The 17,265-nt window shown below is 48.7% G+C and carries 17 protein-coding genes, 2 tRNA genes and 2 pseudogenes; 4 read left to right on the top strand and 17 right to left on the bottom strand.

The genetic code is table 11. From position 1 onward, the window contains the following. Positions 1-66 precede the first annotated feature (66 nt). From ccmD to ccmA, 4 genes are read right to left on the bottom strand one after another with little or no spacing between them, the layout of a single operon-like run. Entirely contained in the window at positions 67-291 is a 225-nt protein-coding gene (gene ccmD / locus ABWV76_RS01710; protein WP_020414747.1) for a heme exporter protein CcmD, read from the bottom strand. Position 292: 1 nt separating this feature from the next. Further along, positions 293-1,036, bottom strand: coding sequence for a heme ABC transporter permease (locus ABWV76_RS01705; RefSeq protein WP_020414746.1), 744 nt, complete (start codon positions 1,034-1,036; stop codon positions 293-295). A gap of 13 nt (positions 1,037-1,049) precedes the next feature. After that, the gene (ccmB, locus tag ABWV76_RS01700) at positions 1,050-1,763 is read right to left on the bottom strand and encodes a heme exporter protein CcmB (RefSeq protein ID WP_020414745.1); all 714 of its coding nucleotides are present in this window, start codon (positions 1,761-1,763) and stop codon (positions 1,050-1,052) included. Then, positions 1,750-2,424, bottom strand: a complete 675-nt coding sequence (gene ccmA, locus ABWV76_RS01695; RefSeq protein WP_353375059.1) for a cytochrome c biogenesis heme-transporting ATPase CcmA — start codon at positions 2,422-2,424, stop codon at positions 1,750-1,752. Before ccmA ends, ccmB begins: the two co-directional genes overlap by 14 nt. Before the next feature lie 311 nt (positions 2,425-2,735). Here ccmA and ABWV76_RS01690 point away from each other — a divergent pair, with 311 nt between their 5' ends. After that, positions 2,736-3,443: a 2OG-Fe(II) oxygenase gene (locus tag ABWV76_RS01690; RefSeq protein WP_020414743.1), complete on the top strand. Its 708-nt coding sequence runs from the start codon at positions 2,736-2,738 to the stop codon at positions 3,441-3,443. A gap of 378 nt (positions 3,444-3,821) precedes the next feature. Here the strand turns inward: ABWV76_RS01690 and ABWV76_RS01685 are convergent, their stop codons facing one another. Then, positions 3,822-4,004 (bottom strand): PA3496 family putative envelope integrity protein, encoded by a 183-nt coding sequence (locus tag ABWV76_RS01685; protein WP_020414742.1) that lies wholly within the window; start codon positions 4,002-4,004, stop codon positions 3,822-3,824. 444 nt (positions 4,005-4,448) lie between these two features. Here ABWV76_RS01685 and ABWV76_RS01680 point away from each other — a divergent pair. Further along, positions 4,449-4,524 (top strand) — tRNA-Arg (locus ABWV76_RS01680). A gap of 328 nt (positions 4,525-4,852) precedes the next feature. On the opposite strand, the gene hdeA is transcribed toward ABWV76_RS01680, so the two are convergent. The 4 genes and pseudogenes from hdeA to ABWV76_RS01660 form a co-directional block, all read right to left on the bottom strand. After that, positions 4,853-5,293: an acid-activated periplasmic chaperone HdeA gene (hdeA, locus tag ABWV76_RS01675; protein WP_020414739.1), complete on the bottom strand. Its 441-nt coding sequence runs from the start codon at positions 5,291-5,293 to the stop codon at positions 4,853-4,855. A gap of 484 nt (positions 5,294-5,777) precedes the next feature. Next, on the bottom strand, positions 5,778-6,458 hold the full coding sequence (locus tag ABWV76_RS01670; RefSeq protein WP_353375058.1) for a hypothetical protein: 681 nt from the start codon (positions 6,456-6,458) through the stop codon (positions 5,778-5,780). 459 nt (positions 6,459-6,917) lie between these two features. Then, a complete protein-coding gene (locus tag ABWV76_RS01665) occupies positions 6,918-7,418 on the bottom strand; it encodes a GmrSD restriction endonuclease domain-containing protein (RefSeq protein WP_020414737.1) in 501 nt (166 codons plus the stop codon). A 587-nt stretch (positions 7,419-8,005) separates the two neighbouring features. Then, positions 8,006-8,149: pseudogene (locus tag ABWV76_RS01660) on the bottom strand (DUF4113 domain-containing protein). A gap of 237 nt (positions 8,150-8,386) precedes the next feature. On the opposite strand from ABWV76_RS01660, the gene ABWV76_RS01655 reads away from it, so the two are divergent. Then, positions 8,387-8,710 (top strand): hypothetical protein, encoded by a 324-nt coding sequence (locus ABWV76_RS01655; RefSeq protein WP_353375057.1) that lies wholly within the window; start codon positions 8,387-8,389, stop codon positions 8,708-8,710. Between the two features lie 91 nt (positions 8,711-8,801). Here ABWV76_RS01655 and ABWV76_RS01650 read toward each other — a convergent pair. From ABWV76_RS01650 to ABWV76_RS01640, 3 genes and pseudogenes are all read right to left on the bottom strand, one after another. Continuing rightward, positions 8,802-8,954 (bottom strand): annotated as a pseudogene (locus ABWV76_RS01650) (DUF4113 domain-containing protein). Between the two features lie 1,014 nt (positions 8,955-9,968). Continuing rightward, positions 9,969-10,056: transfer RNA gene (locus ABWV76_RS01645), tRNA-Ser, on the bottom strand. Between the two features lie 140 nt (positions 10,057-10,196). After that, positions 10,197-10,763: a nitroreductase family protein gene (locus ABWV76_RS01640; protein WP_353375056.1), complete on the bottom strand. Its 567-nt coding sequence runs from the start codon at positions 10,761-10,763 to the stop codon at positions 10,197-10,199. Between the two features lie 239 nt (positions 10,764-11,002). Here ABWV76_RS01640 and ABWV76_RS01635 point away from each other — a divergent pair, with 239 nt between their 5' ends. Next, positions 11,003-12,397, top strand: coding sequence for an adenylate/guanylate cyclase domain-containing protein (locus tag ABWV76_RS01635; RefSeq protein ID WP_020414734.1), 1,395 nt, complete (start codon positions 11,003-11,005; stop codon positions 12,395-12,397). Between the two features lie 25 nt (positions 12,398-12,422). Here ABWV76_RS01635 and cyoD read toward each other — a convergent pair whose 3' ends face one another. The 5 genes from cyoD to ABWV76_RS01610 all read right to left on the bottom strand — a co-directional run bounded on the left by cyoD (position 12,423) and on the right by ABWV76_RS01610 (position 17,258). Beyond that, positions 12,423-12,743: a cytochrome o ubiquinol oxidase subunit IV gene (cyoD, locus tag ABWV76_RS01630; RefSeq protein WP_020414733.1), complete on the bottom strand. Its 321-nt coding sequence runs from the start codon at positions 12,741-12,743 to the stop codon at positions 12,423-12,425. Further along, on the bottom strand, positions 12,736-13,368 hold the full coding sequence (locus ABWV76_RS01625; RefSeq protein WP_020414732.1) for a cytochrome c oxidase subunit 3: 633 nt from the start codon (positions 13,366-13,368) through the stop codon (positions 12,736-12,738). The genes cyoD and ABWV76_RS01625 overlap by 8 nt, the downstream gene beginning before the upstream one ends. An 8-nt stretch (positions 13,369-13,376) precedes the next feature. After that, positions 13,377-15,446, bottom strand: coding sequence for a cbb3-type cytochrome c oxidase subunit I (locus ABWV76_RS01620; RefSeq protein WP_353375055.1), 2,070 nt, complete (start codon positions 15,444-15,446; stop codon positions 13,377-13,379). Then, positions 15,443-16,474 carry a ubiquinol oxidase subunit II gene (locus ABWV76_RS01615; RefSeq protein ID WP_353375054.1) on the bottom strand — a complete coding sequence of 344 codons (1,032 nt, stop codon included), beginning with the start codon at positions 16,472-16,474 and terminating at the stop codon, positions 15,443-15,445. Before ABWV76_RS01615 ends, ABWV76_RS01620 begins: the two co-directional genes overlap by 4 nt. A 238-nt stretch (positions 16,475-16,712) precedes the next feature. Next, positions 16,713-17,258, bottom strand: a complete 546-nt coding sequence (locus ABWV76_RS01610; RefSeq protein ID WP_353375053.1) for a hypothetical protein — start codon at positions 17,256-17,258, stop codon at positions 16,713-16,715. Positions 17,259-17,265: the final 7 nt, after the last annotated feature.

The following is a 17,265-nucleotide window of genomic DNA, read 5'->3' as shown; positions in this document are numbered from 1 at the left end:
CTTGTTAGCTGGGCAGCGGTCACAACCGGGCAAACATCTAAATCTAAACCTGTGAGCCGGCACAGCCTATGCGGGCTCCTTTACAGCTTGCCTCGCTGCTTTCACCTTTTGGCGCCGCTGGCTAATCCGTTGCTGATGTTGCAGTTCCCGCTGCAGACGGCGGCGGGCAAGTCGGGGATAAAGAGCCATGGCAGCCAGTGCTGCAAAAGTAACGGCGTAAGAGATCCACACGAAGATACCGTGACCGTCCATCGCCAGGAAATCTGCAAAACTGGAAAACTGGAACTCCACGTTATTTTCCTCCCGCTAATTCCTGTTGTGCCCACTGGGTGCGAACCTCCCGGCGCAATAACAGAGCGCGAGTATGGGTCAGCAGGGTCCAGGCGTACATACAGTAAAAGCCGATGATCATGGTCAGCAATGGGTAGAACATACTCGGATCGATGCTGCTGGATTCTGTAAGGCGGATGGTGGCAGGCTGGTGCAGAGTAAACCACCAGTCTACCGATTTGTAGATAATCGGAATATTCACCGTGCCTACCAGGGCAAGGAGTGCGCTGGCTTTATCGGCCACTTGCTCACGGCTGACAGCTTGCGACAAGGCCATCACACCGATATACAGGAATAACAGAATCAACATGGAGGTTATACGAGCATCCCATACCCAGTAAGTGCCCCAGGTAGGCTTGCCCCAAACAGCACCGGTGAAAAGGGAAATAAAAGTTAGCACCGCACCGATAGGCGCTGCGGCCCGCATCACCGCAAAGGAAAGCTTCATCTTCCAGATAAGGCCGATAGCCCCACTGATCGCCATAATGTAGTAGCCGGCCAGGGCCAGGAAAGCAGCTGGCACATGAATAAAAATAATGCGATAGCTATTGCCCTGCTTGGCATCTTCCGGCGCAAAACCAAGTCCCCAAACAGTACCCACTGACAACAATACAACACTTGCCAGTGCCAGCCAGGGAAGCCACACATTGGTCTTCTGATAAAACCAACGCGGCGAACCTAAACGGTGAAACCATTGCCAAGCCAAGAAGACCTCCGAATCAATTATCCAGGCTGATACGTATCGCCCCGGCAGCAGCGAGCGGAGCAAGGGCTGCAGCGGCGGCCAGCAGAGCGGCCAAAATCGCCAGCTGTGCGCTGTAGGCATAGCCATCAATAGCCGCCTGCACCGCGCCGGTGCCGAAGATTAGCACGGGCACATACAAGGGCATAACAATTAGCGCCAGCAGCAGACCGGGGCGACGCAGAGCTACTGTGAGCGCCGCGCCTATTGCGCCTATCAAACTGAGGCTTGCCGTCCCTAGGAACAGCGAAATAAATAAGCAGAGATATCCCTCGACGGGGAGATTCAGCATCAATGCCAACAACGGCGATAAAAGCGCTAGTGGCAACCCGGTAGCAACCCAGTGCACCAATGACTTTGCCAATACGGCAAAATATAGAGGTTGCGGCAACAGGGTTAACTGCTCCAGGGTTCCGTCCTCAAAGTCTCCGCGGAACAGGCTCTCCTGGGAGAGCATGGTGGCGAGTAGAGCCATCACCCAGATCATTCCGGGGGCCATTTTTGCCAATAGATCGGGCTCCGGTCCTACTCCAAGGGGTAGAAGCGCGAGCACTGTGACAAAAAACAGCAAGGGGTTAGCAATATCTGCCCGCTTACGCAGGGCCAGTAGCATTTCAATCCGGAAGAGTGCAACAAAACCGGGGCTTGTACGGGCTTCACTCACCGGGGGTTGGACATCAACTGAAGACATGCTCTCCCCCGATATCTGTAAAAGACTCATCGACTACAAAGTCAGACAGATCGATAAAATCGAGCCCAGGTAAGGCCAGTGGTTGATGAGAGGTCAGGAGTATGGAACCACCCTTATCCATATGCGCAGACATCTGCTTTTCCAGCGCAGCCACCCCGGCAACATCCAGGGCAGTCAAGGGCTCATCAAGGACCCACAAACGTGGCGCCTGCGGCAAGAACATCCGGGCCAGGGCTACTCGGCGGTTTTGCCCAGCAGACAGGCTATGGCACAAACTGTGCTCAAAACCGAACAAATCCACCCTATCAAGAGCCTGCAGAGCAGACTCATTATCTGACCCATACCAGGTGAGGTTTTCCAGGGGAGTTAATCCAGCCCGTACCCCACCCCGATGGCCGATATATAGTAGGGACTCACGCATTCCCCGCAAAGCCTCAGGGAAAGGATTGCCGCGCCAGAGGATCTCTCCGCTAAAATCACTGGAACTGCCAATTAAGGTGCGCAACAGTGTGGTTTTACCCGCCCCATTGGCACCTTTAACCTGGATCGCAGCCCCGCTTGGGAGTGAGAAATCAAGGCCCTCAAACAAGCGACGACCATCCCTTTCACAGGCGAGGTCGCGTACTTGCAATACAACTGGGGACTTGGAAGTCACAGACATTGCTTGGATAAAACCGCTCTGACGAAAATCTGAACGGCATTATACCGGCACTTGCGCCAAATGCATGGTATTCAACGCAACCTATCTCACATGCCCTTGATTTCAAGCAAGGCAAAGCCAGAAATCGGGGCAGTATTTGTACGCTGGTATTGGCCCGAGAGCCTGGCTCTGATACTTTTCGCACTGTCGTGAGGCGGCGCCAAGTGCCGTATGCCCAGGTGAACCAGGGCTGAAACTCTGTGGTCGACATCAACAAAAACTTCGATGTGACCCGGTGGCTACACCGGACCAGTTTGTAAGGATGCACAATAATGACTAGCCCTGCTGCTGAAGCCAGCCGCTGGCTCAATGCCAGTGACTTGACCGGCGAAGATATCCTGATTAACCGCCAGCCCTTCCCATTCTTTGTAGCCCAGAAAGTTTTGAACGAAAACATGATGTCTTCATTTATTGAAGACTTTCCGCGCCTTAAAGGCGCTGGCTACCTCCCCCATGAAAAGGAGGAATGCGGGACTTCCATTAATACCTTGATCACCCAGTTTACCGATCCGGAATTTGCCAATGCCATCGGTGACAACCTGGGCATTGAACAGCTCTCCCAATACCCAACTTATGTCTCCATCAGCCGCACCTTGAAAAAGCGACACGGCAGGATTCATACCGACGGTAAATCCAAAATCGCTACCGCCCTGCTCTACCTCAACCCTGAGTGGACAGTGGATGGCAACGGCTGCCTACGTTTCCTTAAGCGCATAGATGACTTCGAAGATACTGTTGCGCCTGAAGTCTCTCCTGTCTACGGCACCCTTGCTGCCTTTAAGCGCGCGGATAATTCGTTCCACGGCCATTTGCCTTTTGAGGGGCAGCGAATGGTTATCCAGGTAGCCTGGCTGGTAAGTGCTGCTGACAAAGAGCGTAAAGCCAAGCGCGGCAAGTTATCCCATAAGCTAAAGCAACTGTTGGGCTGGTTTGGCGGCAAGCAAAGTAAAGGGGATGAAGGAACAGCTACACAAATGTAGTTAAATGCCAAAGGTGCGGCTCCTGGGCCGCCTTTGCTTGCAATTCCTTATAGAGCGCTCATTCCTGCTTAAAAGCGCATAGAGAACCACTACTTAGTTACAAAGTCATTAGCGGCAAAACTCTACGTAGTAATAGAGAAATTCTGAGCGCTGGACGTCAGCATTTAATTGCATCAGCGATAATTGGGGCGTTATTGATAGATTTTCCCATCAACTAGTTATCAGCTAATTTCAATGGAAATTAATCCGTGGGAAATTTATTAGCAATGAATAAAGCAGTAAATAAATGGATGTAATTAGTTCTCAAATTGTACGGGGCTCTAGTGGCAACCCCGTACAACCCTAAAATAATTGGTAACTTAAATCCCTTTTGAGTATTTAGTTTTCAAAATCATAATCCATTAACTCCCGCCTCAAGCGTATCTCCTCCAGTTTATCCTCCACCATCCTGCGCGCGTCACGCGGCGGCTGGGAAGTAGCCTGCTTTAGTACTTCATTAGCAATTTGTGGAATATCCACACTGTCAAAATCCATGTACTTTTCGTTAACGTTACCGCTCATACGAAACTCCATAATCTTGATTCGCGAAAGCAGAAATATCCTTATTGCACCTTGGGTGCCACTGCAGATTAGCGATGCTAAACAATCATGGTCAAGCAAAAATTTACACCTAAACAATGACAAATTGACTTCAATCAGATTCCGCTTTTCAGCACGCAAAAATGTCCGCCAAATTGCGTTTTTCAAACACAAAACCAACGATGGCACAGCAAATAATTATGAAAAAATTTCGAAAACCGCACAGATAGGAAACAGCGGGTAATGCGGTAACTAGAGCTTCTGCCTGTTACCTAGAGTGACAGGTCTACTCGCGAGTATCGGCGAATAATGAAACTAAGCAGATAGACGTTAAGGGTGCAGGATGACATGACATTTGCCGGCATACCGGATAGAATGGCCGCCCTTCGCACCCATAGCCAGATACAAAGTTCGGTTAAAGTGCCTGCCCCCGTCGGTTAACAGGATAAACCACGGACCTCCTAAGTCCGGACTGGTGGTTCGAGTCCACCCGGGGGCGCCATCTCTATCCCCCTTATGCTATAGAAAAACGCTACAGAGGGAACGCCTTGGCTGAGTGCATAAACAGCGCCATGAAGAGGCCCGCCAGTAGCACCGCACCCCAAAACAGCCTGGCAGAACGATTAATGTTCCGTCCACGCTTCACACCATCCCTAACAGACTTCCCCACAGCACAACTCCATTTGACTACTTGATTACCCGGCGATGATCGCAACTCCAACTCTAGCCGGTTTGAAAACTTACCAATAGCCTATACCCCGCCAAAGGTAAGCTTCAAGACCAGAATAGACGAAACCCGGCCGAAGCCGGGTATCATCCAACGCAGTGGGCTACTGCTTCTGTTTTTGCTTCTGCATATTGTTGCTGCCGTTGGTACCACTGTTATTGCCATCGGTACCCATGTTATTGCCGCCACCCTGCATGTTCATCATTTGCTTCGCCTTGTCCTTACCGTGGTGGCGCCCCATCTTGTGCCACTCATCCTTAAACTTGGCCCAGAAGGACTCTTTTGGCGCGTTGGCACAGGCGGTGATAATCATTGGTGTCACCTTTTCGGTGCCCTCGATATCCAACATATCGCCCTCTTCCTTACCGCGCTTTGAATAAGCCGCAGCCCAATAGACTGCTTTAGGCTTAAACTCATCATCAATGGCCAGGAAATCTGCACAAGTCCAGTCCTTCGCCGGCTTCTTGGGATGAGAATCCGCAAGGGCAGCAGAAGCAGCAAGACTGGCAATTACCAAAGGAAGGATGTACTGCTTGCTTTTCACAATAAGATCTCCAAAGTTTCCAGGGCTATCACCCTGTAAATCAATTGCAGGTAATGTGCTATCCGCTCGCTTCCCAGGAGCTGGCAGGTTGAGACTAGCTATTCATGCCTAAAAACACTGAAAGCAATGGGCAACTGGTAAAGCCCGTCTCTACACCACACCTTTTACAGCGGAAACTCTAGCCAGGACACCTCTTTAAAGACTGTCTGGCCCATTGAAAGAATAGACGCATTTTTCATTTTTTGGCGCGAGATCCAAAAAAATGCTAAGCAGCCGTTGATATCACTTCTTGTGAAGCCAGAAGCTCCAGTTTTAACCCTCCAGCAGAAAGTAAAGTAAGCAAGACCAGTGGAACAGACAAAGTCACCCCACTGATAATGCCAAGAGGGGGCCAATGAAGGCAAACATTAGGAAGTGGAGGCGATAATAACCACAACAAAATACTTGCCTTCTCTACACTGAAGAATAATTAGTCAGCACGAAACTATTCCGTAGCACCATTAACAGCGTTAGCAGCTTCCCAAGTCTGCCTATTACTGCTCTTCCCTAATAAAGAAATACCCATCCAGATAAACCAGCCTATTTGAGTGACACCAAAAATTTCCGTGAGAATATCAGCAGGGTAAACGGTCGCAATTCCAGCGACTCCTACTATCACTCCAAGGTAACTTAATGGGCGGGAGAAAACCCTTGCTTGCAACGCAACCACGCTAATCAGCAAGACCCAAAGCCCACCAACCAACTCATTCCCTCCACCAAGGCTCTCAACCAACAGGTATATAACACCCCAAGCTTCAAAAGCTTTTTCTACATTGACTTCGGAGAGCCCCAAGGCATAAGCAAGCCCAATATTCGCAATCATACCGCTAGCAATCAAAAGACCAACCCAGATTGCCCCAAATAAGGAAGCTAGAGCTGTGATCCTCCTGCCTCTATTCCTGAGCTTTTCATAAAGGCAAACCACCAAACACCCCAAAAAGACAGCAAACACCAGGTACATTAATATATAAACACTACTAAATAGCAGTTGATTTTCTGCTAGAAATGCCATCTTTTCTGTAGGACTTCCACCCGATGGAAAGGCCCAAAAAAATCCAAAAAATAAAAAAGCGGCAATATAGATTAGCCCCATACATATTGATGAAACTCCGGCAACCCTGTCCATACTGTTATCCTTTATTCTTCCACTAAACCAGGAAATTACTTCCCTACCTAAAAGGCTCTCACCCCATAAGAAGCACTTTAATTATGCAACCTATAGACACGTTCTCGACAACACCCCAACTTACCACAAGGTCAAGTAGTCGCAGAACTTATCACCCAAGGCAACGAAGCGCAGTAGTATTGCGGTACAAGTAGATAGTTATGCCAAGATATTTAGAATCACGGTCCCAAGATCTTAAACAACTATGACCAGTGCGCTTTTAATTAATCAATCTGGCTGCGAGGCACAGAATACCTAGACATATTAATCAGACGAGAGAATATAAAACAAAAAAATTCAAAAAGAGAGATTGCCTATAAAAGGGTAAGCAATAATTTAGAATAAGCAGAACTCAATCAAAAATTTCCCCTTCAAAAGTCAATATAAATTGCCAAGTGAAGGGACATCTCACTATTTACTTCACTGATCGAGCCCATACTTCCTGGCGATAGCCATGAACTGCCGCCTATATACGCTTCGGGCTGGCTGATATGGAGGTAACCACTCAGTCGGCCCCTTACCACCCTTACGTTGATTGTGGCCATCATCCACCAGCCAAAGATTAGCTGGATCTTCGGCAAATGCCCTACGCTGCTCTCGACTCCAAGTGGAGCCACCATGTTTATGGGCCCAGGAAAGCGGTACTATATGCTCTACATCCAAGTCCGATGCCTTTTCAAAAAACTGCCCTGTATATGGGTCTATCCATAAACCGGACACCACTGTACAACCTTTTTCATTGCTAAAAACTACCGGAGCCAATGAAAGCCTTATCAAAAGCTCTTGGCGAGTATTCTGGCAATCTCCATCCACATCAGCCCAACCAGGCAACCACTCACTACGATTGTAAGACTGAGGCGCAACCTCATAACATCCGCTTACTGAGAGCAAGGAAATCAATAACAAAGACTTAAGTCGCATAAAACTAAACTGCGGCAAATTACTACTAGGTAAGTATTTTGGTTGCCCCCTGGAGTTGAGTCAATAAAGCATTCAATTATCCAAGATGGAAATGCCAATAGTATTACACCGCACAAAGCGAGGGGAGCTTACTGCTTATGGGTTCCGATCAATTTCCCGCGACAGGAGAGAAGAAGGCATTTCGCAATAAGGAACAAATACTGGATAGTACTTGAGAATTTTATAGAAGCCGCCGGTCGGAGCGGCGTCCTCTTTGAAAACGATAATTACTTATGGTCGACTAGGCAACTTAAGTAACCTCAGCCTGGTAGTAAGAGGGTTTCATAAAGGCACTCATATACTGCAGCAGTATTGACTAAAACAGCCCTCTAACTCTTGTGATTGCTAGCTTTCCGGGGAATCTCTGTCTAAGAAAACTACCCTTTATTACTCATTTTTGCTCTATATAGATCAATAATTTAGAGCAAATCTTAGACATTTTTTGGGGCGCCAATCCCTGCTGTATATTTATACAAATGCACTCATTTTAACATACTAAGGGCTTTGCAAAGTATGAAATCTATCGGAATCTAATTAGTACAATCAGATTAAGTTGTCACTTTAGGCAAATCACCCCATTTAGTGGTGTAGGCAGGCGACGTATAAGCCTACCGCATCTTCCATTTCTTCTAGATACCTTCAGCCCCGAGAAACAGAGTCCCCCGGCCAAACTTGTGGTTGATACTATCAATAGTCTCACTTGGCTTTGCAGATTGATCTGGCGTGACTAGATCATCCCGACCTAGCCTTTCTCAACAGCTTCACAGTTACCTCCAGATCACCAATTGAGAATGGAGTTCTGCTCATTCAAACTCTAATTGAAATAATGCAGTTCATACGGCAAAGTGCGCTGCCAGATTGCCTTGAAGTGGATAGTGATTACTATTACGCAAGCATAAGATTTGGACACTTAATTAATTAGGAAACCTATGAAAAAGCCTACGCTGCTAACCTCACTGCTTATAATGCTGGCATCAATCCCAGCACATTCCGCACAAACAATTGGAACCATCAGCTACTACTATTCAACCGCTAATGGAGCCGTTGCACTTAAATTGAAAGAAGGGTTTAGCGACGAAGCAAAAGCTGAATGCCCAACAAATAATGGCTACGCAGGCATAAGTAGCGACGATGACCCAATCTTGAAATCTACACTGCTATCCGCCGCTATAGCGGAGAAAGAAGTAAGGCTGAATGTTGAAGGTTGTCAAAGCTCCTGGATAAAAATCAACGCAGTCTACGTAAACATCTAGTTAAAAAACCTTAGCAGCAATGGCAGCCCTCCCCAAATAACTGCCACTGCTCTTGGCATAAAACTCCTAAAGCGCTGCTTCCGGTAACAACTCAAGCCATCACCTTAAGCAAGTCCCACCACCAAGTGGTATAGGCAGGCGATGTATAAGCCTGCCGCATCTTTCATTTCTTCTGGATGCCTTCAGCCCCCAGGAAAGGAGTGCCCCGACCAAACTTGCAGTTGATGCTATCACTGGCTTGCATAGTCTCCCTGGCCCTTGCCAATTGACCCGGAGTGAACAGATCACCCTACCCTAGCGCGCTCGGGATAATCTCAACGAGCCTCACTCCTGCTTTCATATAGCGGCACTTTTATACCGTTGCGGTTATCGGAGATTTCCGGCTTATGCTTGCCCAGCGTGGTTATCAGCTTGCCTGAGACAGCCCAAGACAGCCCACAAACGGTGGTGCTGGACTCGATATTACTCTGCCTACCGTCAAGAAAAAGTATGTGGCGGGCGGTATTGGATTGAATTATCGACAGGTCGCGTTGGCCGTGCAACTTAACTAAATCGACTCTGACGAGGCCGCTTTAGTTAAGCCAATCTTGTCCGGGCAGTTGCACTAGAACAGCTAACAGATAAGGGGTAATTCCATACTAAAGAAGATAAAAACAAGAAGTAGGAAATATTTATGAACATGACGCCTTTACTCACCAGGTAATAATTTTCTAAAAAGCAAACCAAGTCAGTAAAAATACATGATGCAGATACGAGCGAGATAAACACTGAAAAGATAAAAGGCGCCGCTGTGACTCAAAGCAAAGGCAGCAAGTTAAATTCGCAACTGCAATCCATTCAATTGAGCTAACCAAACCCGCGCAACTTTGTCCGTAGAGGAAATGCCAACAGACAAGAAGAGCCACAATAAGGGGGAAACCCATAGAAGCGTTTAAACCGAATGAACATACCAAGTTGTATTTACGCTCACCTTAGATCGAACGATTCACCGGCTATAAGCACAGCAGCATTACCGGGTAGCCAATGAAAAGATATCTCTCCATAGCAGCACTCAATAGGTCCTGGCGCTATCGGTTGGGGCAGCCAGAAAATAAAAGCTTGAATAGAGAATTAACTAGATAGTGCCGCTTTAAATAGTTGAGGCCCATCTGACAAACGAATATCTATACAGTCAGCATAATAATTGCCGAAAAGATAACGGAGAGTTAAGCAGTAAACAGAAATAAAAAAGCCCGGCATAAACCGGGCTTTTAGTAGATGGCGGTGAGGGAGGGATTCGAACCCTCGATGCCTTTCGACATACACACTTTCCAGGCGTGCTCCTTCGACCACTCGGACACCTCACCAAATTGTCACCCTCTGGGAGGGCAATCCGCCTTTCAGCGGGGATCTCTCTTTAGCGAAATCTTCAAGAAAATCAGGAAGATAGCTGCTGTGTCGTCGAGAGAGCGCGCACTTTACCCAAATGTTTCCTGATGTGCAAGTACTATTGTGCATTCCATTGGGAAAAATATGTATCCACCTGTAAATCCGGTGCCTGGCGGGGAGCTTTATCCGGGGTCCCACAGTAAATAAAACCATCTATACGCTCATTTTCCGCAAGGCCGAGCCCCTCAGCAACCACCGGGTTACTGGCCAGGGGGCCAGTACGCCAGTAGGCGCCAACACCCTCTGCGAAGGCAGCGGTGAGCATAGCCTGTACGGCGCCCGCAGTAGACATATGCTGCTCCATGTGAGGTACCTTGGGATGCTCCTGTAGACGGGTGATAGCCACAATGATCAAAGGCGCTCGCAGCGGCATAGCCAATGTACGCTTGCGCTGGGCTTCCACTAGTGGAGCGCCTTCAGCTTGTTCAGCCGCCTGCAGGAATAGCTCCCCCAATCGATTACGCTCCTGGCCCTCTATTAGCAGGAAGCGCCAGGGGCGCAAACAGGCGTGGTCCGCCGCGCGAAGGGCGGCGCGAAAGATGTTCTGGCGCTGCTGTTCATTGGGAGCTGGCTCAATAAGCTTTCCCGTTGAGACTCTGTTATGCAAGGCGGTCAGGGCATCCATCGTTTTCTCCAGTTGAAGTCTGAGCGCGGAGTGTACCCTAACCAGCCTACGTAGCGCATACGTGCGCCCCGTATTAAAACCCAGTATAAATATCGGTTTTTTAGCAATCTGGCTTTTGGAGGAGTACACTTCGCCCAGTAAATCGATGCACTGCGAGTAAAAGCCAGGGATATTGAAACCGGTTACGGGCCGCTCGCTATATGTATAATTCCGCTAAACGGACAAAAAGATAACCACAGATGCAGGACAAGCTTGAGGGGAACACAGAGCGGGGCATTAGCCCCCATTACTCTACCTATTTCCGCACCTTAATTTGTTTTGCGGCTACGGGCACCCTGGCAAATACTGTCGATTGGTCTTCTCCATGGCAACTGGACAAGCTGATTACAATTGGCATAGCAGTATTACTACTCGCTTACTGCGGCTTTGCCCAATTCCTGCTTTATAAGTCCCGCGATAAAAAAGCCTATAAAACCCGGCGCTGTCTATCCTTTATCGATACCATATTTGTTGGTATCACTATCGCATTAGCCAATTTCAGCATGTTGCCATCATTGCTGTTTGTCACTGTGGTGCAGCTCAATGCCCTGACTCAGGGCGGTGGCAGAAAGTGGTTTGAACACAACACAGGCCTTCTCGTCGGTGTTGTAGTTGGCTACCTGATACACAGACCGGCACTGTTGATTAATGCCGACCTCACTATTAGCACCGTGAGTTTAATAGGCATCCTCGCCTATTTATGTGCCTATGCATTTTTTACCCACCGACAAATCAGCCAGCTCAAGGAGGCCAATCATGCCCTCACCACCGAGCAACGTGTAAGTAAGGTACGCTCCTATAAACTCTCCAAATATCTGCCGCAGCGCCTATGGCGTTCTATTACTACTGGTGATGAAGAGGCCCTGACTACACAGCGTAAGCTGTTGACAGTTTTCTTTTCAGACATCAAGGATTTCAGCCAGCTTACCGAGGAGCTGGAGGCTGAAACCTTTACTCTATTGCTCAATAACTACCTTTCAGAAATGGCACGTATCGCCGGCCAATACGGCGGCACCATCGATAAATTTATCGGTGATGCGGTTATGGTGGTATTTGGGGATGATGAAAGCAAGGGCCCCAAATCTGATGCTCTGCGCTGTGTCGCTATGGCCTTGGCCATGCGCAAGCGGGTTCGTGAGATGAAGCAGGAGTGGTACAACAAGGGGATCTCCCGCCCCTTGCAAGTGCGAATGGGAATTAATACAGGTTACTGTACTGTTGGAATCTTTGGCACAGCCAACTACCAGTCCTATACCGTAATGGGCACCCATGTGAACTTGGCTTCACGCCTTGAGGGTGCGGCCCAGCCAGGGGAAATCCTGATCAGCCATGAGACCTGGGCAATGATCAAGCACACGGTTATGTGCCGTGATAAAGGCCATATCACTGTTAAAGGCATCAGCACCCCGGTTAAGGTTTACCAGGTGACAGACCTGCGTAAAAACCTCGGTGGTCAACAAAGCTACCTGGAAGAACACGCCCCGGGTTTCTCTATGCACCTGGATCTGGATAAGATACGTAATTATGACAAGGGCAAGGTGCTGCAATCCCTGGAGAAAGCCACCTCAAGCCTCAAAAGCAAGGTCATTATCTAGCTCGCCCGGTTTCTGCCAATTAGCTTTACATAGTGGTATGCATACGCACAGCCAGGTTCCCCATAATCCATGCAGTACCTACCACAATGATCAGCAGAATCAGGGTTGAAAAAAGGACCAAGGCCAGGTTGTCCCGTCCTTCTTTTTGTGTTGTAACATTCAAGAAGCACTTAAGTTGCACTGCCAGTTGAGCTACCCCAAGCAAACCAACCAAAATAAGTACGCTTTTATTTTCCCGCCCCACTGCCAAAACTGCCCAGAATGCCGCAATGGTAAGCACTACCGACAGAACATAACCGGTTAGGTAGGTACGTAAATGGGCCGCGTAACCGGATTTATTAGCCATATACCCATCCGCCAAAATAGACAACCGAGAAAATCCCGATCCAGATCAAGTCCAGAAAGTGCCAGAAAAGGGCCAGGCGCAGGAAGCGCAACTTGATAATATCCAGCATACCCACTTTGCATATCTGCACAATCAACACCAGCATCCATAAACAGCCGAAGCTGACATGTAAGCCGTGTAAGGGCACCAGGCCAAAGAAAGCTGATAAATAGCCACTGCGCTGGGGCACACCACCCTGTGCCGCCATTTGCGAGAAATCGTAGAGCTCCAATGTCAGGAAGCCCAACCCTAAAATTAGGGTTACCACCACCCAGAACAGAAAGCTCGCCTGGCTGCGTTGGTGCTTCATGGTGACAGTTGCAATGCCCACGGTAAGGCTACTGGTAAGCAGCAACATGGTTTGCGCGAATAAACTGCCAAAATCGAATAATTCCCTTGGTCCAGGACCACCTGCGGTAGCCCCAATCATGGTGATATAGATGGCGAAGACCACCCCAAAGAAAATGAGGTCGCTCATCATAAAAACCCAGAACCCAAAGATCACCATATCCGGGTCTTTGTGAATCGCCCCAGGCACCTGGCCTGGGTTTACACTGGGGTTACTGGTCGAAGGGGTTCCGTTCATTTGTCAGCCTAGTGCTCCAACTTGGCGTACCCAACATTGGCAGGGGTATTTTCCAAATCCCTGCCAACCGCCCTGCTCTTCTTCACCTGCTCCAGCCACTTTTCCGTGTCTTCCCGCACCTGGCTTGCTGGGATTACCCGTTCACTGTCCCAACGGAAAGTGGAGGCTATTACTGCAACAATAATGGCCACAGCGGATATCAGTGCCAGCCACCAGATATACCAAACCAGCGCAAACATGAGGATGCCGCTCAACACACAGAGGAGAAAACCCAGCGGATTATTTTTTGGCACTTCGATATCACGGTAGACTTTTGGCGCCAGATAAGCGCGCCCCTGTTCCTTGGCCTCGGTAAACTCGTCCCGATCAGTGACCCTCGGCAGTTCGGCAAAGTTGTAAGAAGGCGCTGGAGCAGGAATTGACCACTCCAGAGACCGGCCATCCCACGGGTCCCCCACTGGAACACGGTTTTTATCCCTGTCTCTCAGGCTGACCACCAATTGCACCACCAAGCTGATTAATGCGCACAAAACCACCATGGCTCCAACAAATGCAACCAGCATGTAGGGTTTGAAAGTTAGGTCCATATAACTGAAGGAACGCCTTGGCATTCCCAACAGGCCAGCACCATATAGTGGGAAAAACGTCAGCATAAAACCGAGAACCCAAAGGAATGCCGACCAGCGCCCAAGCTTGTCATTGAGACGAAAACCAAAAGCCTTGGGGAACCAATAGTTGTATCCGGCGAGCAACCCAAACAGCACGCCCGGAATTAAAACATTGTGGAAGTGCGCCACCAGGAACAAGGTATTGTGTACCTGGAAATCCACGGTGGGATTAGCCAGGATCACACCGGATAGACCACCAATTACAAATAAAATCAAAAACCCGATGGAGTAAATCATCGGCGTGGTAAAACGGATTCGTCCCCGGTACATGGTCGCCATCCAATCGTAGACCTTCACTCCGGTAGGAACTGCAATCAACATGGTGGCAATACCAAACACAATATTAATTGTGGGGCTCTGACCCATGGTAAAGAAGTGATGCAGCCATACAGTAAAGCTCAACACACCAATACTCATAGTGGCGATCACCAGAGACTTGTAGCCATACAAGCGCTTTGCAGAAAAGGTAGAGAAAACTTCGGAAAATATGCCGTAGGCCGGTAGCACTAACAAATAAACTTCCGGGTGCCCGAACAGCCAAAACAGATTGGCATAGTTCATCATATTTCCACCGAGATCATTGGTGAAAAAGTGGAAATCCAGGTATCTATCGAAACCCAGCATCAACGCCGCCACACTTAAGGGTGGCATGGCAAATATCATCAAAATAGAGGAGCAAAGTACCGTCCAGCAAAACATCGGCATACGGAAGAATTTCATTCCGGCAGCGCGACATTTGATGATTGTAACGGTGAAATTAATACCCGTGAGGGTGGTACCGGCACCCGAGAACACAATGGCCCATATCCAATAATCGGGCCCGACACCTGGATTAAAATCCCCTCCGGTATAAGGTGGATAAGCAGACCAACCGCCAGTGGAAAATTCCCCTACCACCAGGGAAACCATTAATAAAATTCCAGATGCAACCGTAACTGCCAGGCTGATTTGATTGAGAACAGGGAAAGCAACATCCCGTGCACCAATCTGTAATGGCATCGCATAGTTAACCAACCCAACCACAAAAGGTACGGCAACAAAAAATATCATGATGGTGCCGTGGGTACTAAATAGCTGGGCAAAGTGATCGGCGTAGAGAAAACCATCTGGCGCGGCAGCCTGCTGCGCCCGCATTACCATTCCTTCCAGCAGCCCCCTGGTCATCATTACCAGTGCAAACACTATGTACATGATGCCAATTCTTTTGTGATCAGTACTGGTAAGCCATTCGGACCAGAGGGTGCCCCATACCCGGAACCAGGTCAGCAAGCCGAGAATTGCGACAGTGGCAATAATCACGATACTGCCGGCGGTACTGGCGACAAATTCGCTCACCGAGGGATCGGTGATTAATTTACTGAAAACAAGGGAGTCCCAGTTTAGTTTGCCCAACCAACCGTATTCATTCATGGTTGCGCGCCCTCCACTTCCTTATCCCGTCCAAATTTCTCGGTGCCGGGCTGCTCCTCAATACTGAGGGGTTTACCGGAGTGGTAGCGCATCACTATATCCTGGAAGAGACTGGCATCTGGGAGAGTGAAATAAATGGCTTGGGCAGGCATTTGCGCCGTGGCCAGTTCTTTGTGCGCCTCCTCACGGGTGGTACGTGTCGCCAGGCGATTGTAAGTATCCTCATTCAACGGGATACCTGAGGCGCGAACTTGTGCTACCCAAGCCTGAAAATCCTCATCATTCTTAATTAACACATCAAATTTTTGGTCAGTAAAACCTTTCCCGGTAAATTGGGTGTTTTCCCCCTGGGTTTTCCCAAGCTTGGTGGCAATAAAATTCAACTTGGTCGTCATTCCTGGCATGACATAAATTTGTCCCGCCAACGCTGCAATGAGAAAAGACTGCATCACCGTATCACTGGTGAGAGTCATAGATACCGGTGTGTGTACCGGGACAACTAACTCCCCCACCGTGGCGATTTCCAGCTGGGGATAAATAAACAGCCACTTCCAATCGAGCCCCACCACTTCCACCTTAACAGGCGGTACCACTCCTTGAATTTCCTCGTAAGGATCCAGGCTAATCGTGGCACGCCAAAGCATGACCGAGAGCACCAGAATAACCAGGAAAGGCACGCCCCACATCACGACTTCCAGCGGGCCATAGACCTCCCATTTGGGCGTATAAATACCGGTACCTTTTTTGCGTCGGTATTTAAATAAAATAATTGGCACCAAAATAAAAACGGGCAACACAGCCACCATAGTGAGGGCTGTAGCCCAGAAGAAATGGGTTTTCTGCTCATGTGCCACTGGACCCAATGGCATCAGGAAGCTTTCGGATGCAAAGGCGGGATTGGCATTCAGTAAAAACAAAAGAATAACGGGCAGAGCCAATACTGGCCGGGGAAAAAAGTGAGAAAACCACCTAAAAAACTGTATAAAGTTCTGAGAAAACCCCATTGGCGTGTCAACTTTCCAATCCATTGTAAAGCCTACCGACGAAAGGACTCGCTGGCACCCATTTCAGGCTACCGGTTACACTAAAACAGTCGCGACACCCTACGATTTATAGCCAAGTACTCCCTGTACTCACCGGGCACTATTATACGACTTGTCTCACCAGAATAGCTGATTAAAATATTCTTTAACCTCGTGTACTCTCCTGCTGGGCTAAGTTTCTGGCGGACGATTACATTTAATCGGCAATTGAAGAGTTATCCCCCTAGAAAACACCATCCTTCATCATTTCCTGAAGAACCGTCTCCACATACTCCAGAGCATCCCCCTCCCGTGGCCGACGAATTTCTCCGTCAATGTAATTCACCAGAAAGGTTTCAGTTTTCAATGACCAATACAGCTCCTCACTCGGGCCCTCATAGAGCCGGGTTTCCACTATGGCAACCTGGGAGTTAGAGATATTCCGGTTCAAATGTTTGAACTCACTTAGCTGTGTTACTAACAGCGTATCGAATTGATAAGCTGCCAGCACTTCGGCGACCTCTTCCATGGATGGGACCTCGTGCCCCGTTGCAAAATCACTCCAGGAGTAGGCCTGTATCTCGTAGCGGCTCAATTCATCAATCCAAACATCTTCAACATGAATTCCAACGATTGGACGAGGTACCGTTGTGTAGGTCAATACCAGAGTTTTCCCCAGAGGGCGTGCACTTATATATGGAGAATGCCAGCTATGAATAACTATGGTTCTCGCAGAATGGCAGCTGTACACACACAGGAAGGCCAGAAGTAAAACTCCTCTAATAACCACTGGCCAT

Origin of the sequence: Microbulbifer sp. NBRC 101763 (assembly GCF_040371615.1) — a bacterium.
Classification (GTDB): Bacteria; Pseudomonadota; Gammaproteobacteria; order Pseudomonadales; family Cellvibrionaceae; genus Microbulbifer; species Microbulbifer variabilis.
Note: the sequence above shows the minus strand (reverse complement) of the source record. Positions and strands in the feature narration are given on the sequence as shown.

What these genes read in the sequence shown, in the direction of transcription:
- ccmB (WP_020414745.1), bottom strand. Translation starts at nt 1,763, where the DNA reads ATGTCTTCAGTTGATGTCCAACCCCCGGTGAGTGAAGCCCGTACAAGC.
- ccmA (WP_353375059.1), bottom strand. Translation starts at nt 2,424, where the DNA reads ATGTCTGTGACTTCCAAGTCCCCAGTTGTATTGCAAGTACGCGACCTC.
- ABWV76_RS01690 (WP_020414743.1), top strand. Translation starts at nt 2,736, where the DNA reads ATGACTAGCCCTGCTGCTGAAGCCAGCCGCTGGCTCAATGCCAGTGAC.
- ABWV76_RS01685 (WP_020414742.1), bottom strand. Translation starts at nt 4,004, where the DNA reads ATGAGCGGTAACGTTAACGAAAAGTACATGGATTTTGACAGTGTGGAT.
- ABWV76_RS01670 (WP_353375058.1), bottom strand. Translation starts at nt 6,458, where the DNA reads ATGGACAGGGTTGCCGGAGTTTCATCAATATGTATGGGGCTAATCTAT.
- ABWV76_RS01665 (WP_020414737.1), bottom strand. Translation starts at nt 7,418, where the DNA reads ATGCGACTTAAGTCTTTGTTATTGATTTCCTTGCTCTCAGTAAGCGGA.
- ABWV76_RS01655 (WP_353375057.1), top strand. Translation starts at nt 8,387, where the DNA reads ATGAAAAAGCCTACGCTGCTAACCTCACTGCTTATAATGCTGGCATCA.
- ABWV76_RS01640 (WP_353375056.1), bottom strand. Translation starts at nt 10,763, where the DNA reads ATGGATGCCCTGACCGCCTTGCATAACAGAGTCTCAACGGGAAAGCTT.
- ABWV76_RS01635 (WP_020414734.1), top strand. Translation starts at nt 11,003, where the DNA reads ATGCAGGACAAGCTTGAGGGGAACACAGAGCGGGGCATTAGCCCCCAT.
- cyoD (WP_020414733.1), bottom strand. Translation starts at nt 12,743, where the DNA reads ATGGCTAATAAATCCGGTTACGCGGCCCATTTACGTACCTACCTAACC.
- ABWV76_RS01625 (WP_020414732.1), bottom strand. Translation starts at nt 13,368, where the DNA reads ATGAACGGAACCCCTTCGACCAGTAACCCCAGTGTAAACCCAGGCCAG.
- ABWV76_RS01620 (WP_353375055.1), bottom strand. Translation starts at nt 15,446, where the DNA reads ATGAATGAATACGGTTGGTTGGGCAAACTAAACTGGGACTCCCTTGTT.
- ABWV76_RS01615 (WP_353375054.1), bottom strand. Translation starts at nt 16,474, where the DNA reads ATGGATTGGAAAGTTGACACGCCAATGGGGTTTTCTCAGAACTTTATA.